Raw genomic sequence first — 6,143 nt, forward strand, 5'->3', positions numbered from 1 at the left:
ACGCCCTCTCCCGCGCCAGAAGAACCGCGAGAAACGCCCTCTCCCGCGCCAGAAGAACCGCGAGAAACGCCCTCTCCTGCGCCAGAAGAACCGCGAGAAACGCCAACTCCTGCGCCGCAACCTTCTCCCACACCGGAACCGGAACCGATAACCCCCGCGCCTAACATCGTTCTGGCGAATCGCTTTTCCGGGCATTCTGAGGCGGTGGAAACGGTGGCGATCGCGGGCAGTGAGATTATTGCCACGGGCAGTCGGGACCAACGGATTAAACTGTGGGATGCGAGCAACGGGGAACTGCTGCGCCCTCTGGACGGACATAAAGGCTGGATTTGGTCTTTGGCGATCGCGCCGGACGATCGCACCCTCGCCAGCGCCAGCGCTGACGGGCGGATTAAACTGTGGAACTTGCAAAGCAAACAGCTTCAGAATACTTTATACGGACATCGCGACCAAGTGCATTCCGTGGCATTTAGTCCCGATGGCACAAGACTTGCCAGTGGTTCTGGCGGCGTCATCAAAGAAAACGCGATTAAAATTTGGGATGTGAGTACCGGGGAAGAACTTCGCTCTCTGAAAGGTCATGGCGGCACGGTTCTCGCACTTGCCTATCATCCCAACGGGCAGGCGATCGCCAGTGGAAGTGCCGACAATACCATTAAAATCTGGGATGCGAATACGGGGGAAGAACGGCAAACGCTCACCGGCAGCTCGTCTTACATTCGCTCTCTCACATATACTTTCGACGGCGAAACCCTGGTCAGCAGCAGTTATACTCGGGTAAATGTGTGGGATGCGGCGAGTGGTTCGTTAACCGATACCCTAGAGGGACATCAGGGCGAAGTTACCGCGATCGCCGTGAGTCCTGATAGCACCACGATCGCCTCCGCCAGTCGCGATCGCACCGTGAAATTATGGGATGTGCAAACGGGGGAACTTATCAGTACCTTGTCAGCCGAAAATCCCTTGCGATCGGTGGCGTTTGGCGAGGATGGAAATACCGTGGTTGCGGGTAGCGATCGGGGTACAATTATCGTTTGGCAATTGCAATAATCCCCGGTTTTTTAATGGTGGGGTTAATTCATCAATGCCCATCAAAAACCGAGGGACACGGCATTACCGTGTCCCGATCGCATTCTCGATGATTGGATTAAACGGAAATGGGCGATCGCTACCGTTTCCCAAACATGCGCCTAATTTCTGCTTCCGAAACCGAAGCTTGTTGCTGGATTTCGTTGCATTTTTGCTTTTTCAGGATATTCGCTTGCTCTTCAGTTTCCACCCCATCGGCGATCGCCCGCAATTTGAGTCCCTGCGCCATCTTGACGATCGCATTAATTAGCGGTGCATTTTGGGATGCATTGCTTACCAAAGTGCGATCGAGTTTTAAATTATCCAGGGCCAGTTCTCCCAGATACTCGATCGCGCTTTGCCCGATGCCAAATTGAGAAATCGTGGTTTGAATACCCAGTTGTTTGAAAGCAATTAACTTCGATGCCATTTGATTGGCATTTTTGGCATTCGCGATCGTCTCCGCCGGAATTTCCACTTCCAAATATTGCGAGTCTATGCCGCTTCTTTGCAAAGCATCCACCACAATCCGCTGAATGTTGACATCATTAAATAATGCTTCTGACAAACTCACCGCAACTCTTAACCGTAGTCGAGATGCCTGCCAATTTTTCACCTGTCCCACCGCCACTCGCAACATCCATTCGCTCATCTCTGTGAGCAAACCTGCCTCAGTAGCTAACGAGATAATTTTCACTGGCGAAATTTCCCCCACGCGCGGATGGTTCCAATGGGGTACTGTGGCAACTGCAACGATTTTGCGCTTGCGAAGATCCACTCGCGGCTGATAAAATACTTGTAATTGATTTCGCTCCCAGGCTTGGCGAATATCGGCTGCCAGTTGCAATTCTTTTGCAGCATCAAATCCAAACATCGGGCGGGTGTAAATCTGGCAGCGATTGCCTCCTTCGCGTTTTGCTTCTCCCATTGCCACACCGGCTTGGCGTCGCAATTCATCTAAATTGGGGGCAGTGGGATAAAATGAAATCCCGATCGTACCGGTGAGGGGAATCGATTTGCGTCCGATTTCCACGGGTTTGGAGATATCTCTGAGGAGTTCTTCTGCGAGAGACACCGCCGAGTCGCGATCGCTCATTGGCGGCAAAATAATCCCAAATTCATCTCCGCTAATCCGGGCAACGCCTCCCACATCAAACACTTCGATAAACTCCAACAAACGTTGGGCGACTTTTTGTAAAATAATGTCTCCGTTCCCGTAGCCAATGGTATCGTTAATTCGTCCGAATTTGTCCAAGCCCAATAGCAAGAATGGCACCATACGATTGGTGGCATCGGTTCTGGCAATGACGCGATCGAGGATTCCTTCTTTTCCTTCTAACGCTTCGAGCTTGGGCAACCCGGTTAAGGTATCGAAATTTTCTAACCGATCGAGTTGTTCCGAGACTTGTCGCAGTTGCTCCACTTGTTGGGACGATCGTCTCAATCTCGCCTCGATCGCTTCGAGCAATTCTGCCTTAGTAAACGGTTTTGTGAGATAATCATCCGCCCCGAGATTCATGCCCTGTCGCAAGTCGGAGCGATCGCTTTTTGCCGTTAAAAAAATAAACGGGATATTTGCCGTTTTTGGATCTTCCCGTAATTGGCTGAGTACCTCATACCCATCCAGTTCCGGCATCATTATATCGCAAATAATCAAATCCAACTCGTGGGAGCGAGCTTGTACCACTCCTTCGATGCCATTTTCCGCACCAATCGCTTCAAAATCTTCTGCCTCTAGAAAATCCAAAAGGTTGTTAAGAATTTCCGAGGTGTCTTCGATGACGAGGATTTTTGTCATAGCCGTTTTGCTCAAGACTCTGGTTTATTTTAGAGTAGCTTTGCCCAAGGCAGCGCGCTCTCAAATGAGTAGAAAAACACACCGGATGGCAAGAGTTTGGAATTATCGAATCCGATGTAAAAAAGGATTCCCGCGTGGCTCTATTAGATGACGATAGGAGCTAAATTTATTATAATACCACATGTACTCGTAAGTCTTGGATTGGCAGCGACTCATTTAGGCGTTTTTCCCAACTCTGGCGAAGGGATAACGCATTTAATTTGCATAATTTAATGACAAAACAAGCCCAATCAAGTCGGGAATGGCGGTAAGTCAAAACACCGACAGAGACTAAAAATACTGGCCTCGTAGAGCTGATAACATTATCTGAAAAAGTGTTTAAGCGCAAATGCGGCGTAAGACAGGCGGTTGACCTGTGGAGACTGAATCGGGATAAAATATGCAAACTAAGTGTAAAACCAGATTCACCACCAGATTCATCCTCGGGGCAGTTGCGGAACCGGTGGGGTCGCTATTGTATCTACGCCTATCCAAGCAAATCCATCAATCGACTCAACAGGAGCATCGAAATGACAAGGAAACCACTTGATGATATTGAAACTCGGGAGTATTCTCGCTCCCAAATTGAGCTAGAGCTGCTAGATGCAGTGGCGATCGCCGAAGTTCCCTATCCCTGGAATCCAGCGGATCCGGAGACTGAGGCGTATTTGCAAGCAGCAGAAGCACAACTGCCGTTTGAAAATGCATTCGAAGAGCTGCTCGAGGCCACAAGTCCGCAGGCGATCGCCAACCTGGAACGCCTCTGGTCGGATACCGCCGCCGAGGATTCCCTGCTCGAAACCTTGCAAACTGCCTTGCAGCAAAAATTTGGAGCCTGGGTGCCCCACACCTGGTTAGAAGCGATCGCCACTCAAGCGCGATCGCAACAGACCGCCTCGCGCTCTTTTGCCGAACAACTGGTTCAGTGCGTCAATCCCGTGCTACCCCAATGGCCCGCTCAGGATTTACAAGTCTTGGCCAGACCCTTTGCCTATGCCATGCGGGGTGAATCCCTGGACTCCTCTTTAGCCGCACTTACTCAGAAAGCCTGGACGGAGCTATCCGAAATCGAAAAAGCGCGAGTGAGTTTAGCGATCGCCCGCTATGCCCTCTCGCAACTTCCCAATTGATCCCGGGAGATTTCTCTGAGCCACCGTCTCAGTTTTTCAGAACAGTTGTTCGATGCTATAGAGATTTTATCTCAATCGAGGCAAAACAAAAATTTTCTCCGAGCGCCTGCGCGAGGCCATCTCCCCCTTTCCGGTGGTAGCTTTCCGCGCAGGTGCTTGCGGTAACTTGGCAACTCAGGGCATCTGCACCCCAGAACCGATACAATGGTAGAAGGATTTTGTCACCCTAGCGCCAACCTTGCATGAATGTCTTGGTCTGAGATTCCTTGCCTGAGCATCGCGATCGCTCCTTTAAAAACCTCTACCTCGGCAAAACACTTTGCCATATGGGTTCTCAAAGCCCCCTCTCCGGGAGGCTACGTTCACCATGACTGTAGCTGGCCCGATGCCTTAACCCACACCTGGCAAGGGTGGCAGCAGCTTTTTTCCACCCAGCCCCTCTCCTCGGTGTGGAACCTCTCGGCGGCGAATGACCCCAATCTGCTCGATCCCCTGAGCAATGTCGGCAATTCTGGGCTTTCCAGTTACAGCGCCAGCCTCATGCAGGAATTGGGGCTGCAACTGTGGCAATGGGTCTTTTCCGGTTCGATTCAAAATAGCTTCGCCCAAAGCATTGGAATTGCGATCGGGCAAAATCAACCCCTGCGCCTGCGCTTGGAAATTCGCGACCCGGAGTTAATTGCCTTACCCTGGGAAATCATGCAACCCCGTCCCGGGAAACCGACGATTTCTCTTAACCCGCAATTACGTTTTAGCCGCACCACCAGCGATGTGGATCCGCTCGCCCCGCGCCGCACCAGTCAATCGTTAAACATTCTCCTGGTTTTGGGACAAGAGGCGGAAACCTCTGCGGCTACTGCGGCGGAATGCTTGCAACTGGAACAAGAAGCCCTCGCCCTGGCCCAGTTATTGGAAGAATCGGCGCAAAGCTGCGAAAGCAGCGATAATCTCGTTCCGGTTCACTGTCAAGTGAAAACCTTAGTGCAACCGTCTCCCGCCGAAACGATCGCCGAACTGGAAAATGGGACTTACAATATTTTCTTTTATGCCGGTCATGGGGTCTGTGCCCCAGCCGGCGGGCAGCTCTTATTGCAAAATGGCACCACCCTCAGTGGGACGGAATTGGCCCAAGTGCTGGTCCGCACTCAGGTGACGTTAGCGGTGTTTAATGCTTGCTGGGGTGCCCAGAGCGATCGGCAAAATGGACGGGCGATCGAACGCAGCAGTTTAGCCGAAGTGCTGATCCATCATGGGGTGCCGGCAGTGTTGGGTATGCGCGACTCGATTACTGATGAAGAAGCAATTAGCTTTATCAAAGGGTTTGCCCGATCGCTTGCCGAACGAATGCCCATCGATCGCGCCGTGGCGATCGCCCGCCAACAGCTCTTAACCATTTATAAATTCAATCAACCCGCTTGGACTTTGCCGGTGCTTTACATGCATCCGGAGTTCGATGGGGTTCTCATCCAACCCCTCGACTCGTTAATCACCGAATTGCCGGAAAATACTATTTCGGGAATGCGCTCTGCATTTACTGTGGCTTGCTTGCGCCTGTTGCACAATACCCACAAAGTCTGGCGACTTCGCAATGGCATGATGCGGGTGGGGCGGCGATCGGAAAATGATTTAGTTATTCCAGAACGGTGGGTTTCCCAAAAACATGCCGAAATCTTTTGTCGCGATATTTCCGGCACTCGCGCCGATCCGGTTTATTTCTTGCGCGATTTTTCTCGCTACGGGACTCTGATTAAACGCAGCAATGGTTGGCAAAAAGTTCACCATCAAGAAGTGCAACTCGAATCCGGGAGTTTGCTCAAATTTGGCAGCTCTCAAGGCCAAACCCTGGAATTCGTCGTGGAATCTCTCAATCTGGATCCGTGATTGTGGGAAGTCTCAGGGAGTGGGTTCCCCCCAGGGCGGAACCAGGGACAATCTAGGAGATGGTGGGTAATGCCTACCCTCCAAAATGGATAAAGGATGAAGGTTAGAATAAATTGAGTAAAAAAGAGGCTCTCTGCCTCTTGATACTCTTTTTACGAAAGAAAAACGAGAGTTTGAAAGCTACGTTTTTTAAAACGTAGATGAAAAACGAACGGCGACTTTAGTCG

At 51.0% G+C, this 6,143-nt stretch carries 4 protein-coding genes; 3 read left to right on the forward strand and 1 reads right to left on the reverse strand.

From position 1 onward, the window contains the following. Positions 1-1,050 (forward strand): WD40 repeat domain-containing protein (locus AC0QH1_RS02645; RefSeq protein ID WP_473154727.1); only part of this gene is annotated, 1,050 nt, incomplete at its 5' end. 118 nt (positions 1,051-1,168) lie between these two features. Here the strand turns inward: AC0QH1_RS02645 and AC0QH1_RS02650 are convergent. Further along, positions 1,169-2,866, reverse strand: a complete 1,698-nt coding sequence (locus AC0QH1_RS02650) for an EAL domain-containing response regulator (RefSeq protein WP_324629247.1) — start codon at positions 2,864-2,866, stop codon at positions 1,169-1,171. A 569-nt stretch (positions 2,867-3,435) separates the two neighbouring features. On the opposite strand from AC0QH1_RS02650, the gene AC0QH1_RS02655 reads away from it, so the two are divergent. Continuing rightward, entirely contained in the window at positions 3,436-4,035 is a 600-nt protein-coding gene (locus tag AC0QH1_RS02655) for a hypothetical protein (RefSeq protein ID WP_324629248.1), read from the forward strand. 246 nt (positions 4,036-4,281) lie between these two features. Beyond that, complete coding sequence (locus AC0QH1_RS02660) at positions 4,282-5,916, forward strand: CHAT domain-containing protein (RefSeq protein ID WP_324629249.1); 1,635 nt, start codon at positions 4,282-4,284, stop codon at positions 5,914-5,916. Positions 5,917-6,143: the final 227 nt, after the last annotated feature.

It is taken from the genome of Phormidium sp. CCY1219, from assembly GCF_055795085.1.

Excerpts from the sequence above, each read along its gene's own strand:
- AC0QH1_RS02650 (WP_324629247.1), bottom strand. The coding sequence starts at position 2,866 with ATGACAAAAATCCTCGTCATCGAAGACACCTCGGAAATTCTTAACAAC.
- AC0QH1_RS02655 (WP_324629248.1), top strand. The coding sequence starts at position 3,436 with ATGACAAGGAAACCACTTGATGATATTGAAACTCGGGAGTATTCTCGC.
- AC0QH1_RS02660 (WP_324629249.1), top strand. The coding sequence starts at position 4,282 with ATGTCTTGGTCTGAGATTCCTTGCCTGAGCATCGCGATCGCTCCTTTA.